At 41.5% G+C, this 546-nt stretch carries 1 pseudogene; it reads left to right on the top strand.

What is annotated here, in order from left to right:
• Positions 1 to 228: 228 nt before the first annotated feature.
• Positions 229 to 546, top strand: a pseudogene (locus FH871_RS34590) (DNA replication and repair protein RecF); the annotation flags it as partial.

Here is a 546-nt window from a genome sequence, read left to right as displayed (position 1 = left end):
CATTGATAAGGATTATTTGGCAGTCATTGATGAACAACTAGCTGATTTTGGCAGTCGGGTCATGGAGCATCGTTATCAATTTGTCCAAGACTTGACAGTGGAAGCTGATAAGCACCACCATATCATCTCCAACCAGCTGGAGCATCTAAAAATTTCCTATCAGTCATCGGTTAAATTTCAAGAACCAGCCGAGATTAAGCAAAATTTCCTAGACCNTTCCTAGACCAATTGGCCAAATCCTTTAGCCGAGATAGCTTCAAAAAGAATACCGGTGTCGGACCGCACCGCGACGATCTGACCTTTTTTATCAACGATATGGACGCTTCCTTTGGTAGCCAAGGTCAACAACGCAGCTTAATTTTATCTCTAAAACTGGCAGAAATTGAGCTGATTAAAGCCATAACCGGAGATAGTCCAATTCTTTTATTGGATGATGTTATGAGTGAGCTTGACAACCACCGTCAACTTCGTTTATTGGATGGTATCAAGGAAAACGTGCAAACCTTTATTACCACAACTAGTTTGGACCACTTACAAGGTTTACCA

It is taken from the genome of Larkinella sp. C7, assembly GCF_006149005.1.
GTDB lineage: Bacteria > Bacteroidota > Bacteroidia > Cytophagales > Spirosomataceae > Larkinella.
This window is presented reverse-complemented; position numbering and strand designations above follow the sequence as displayed.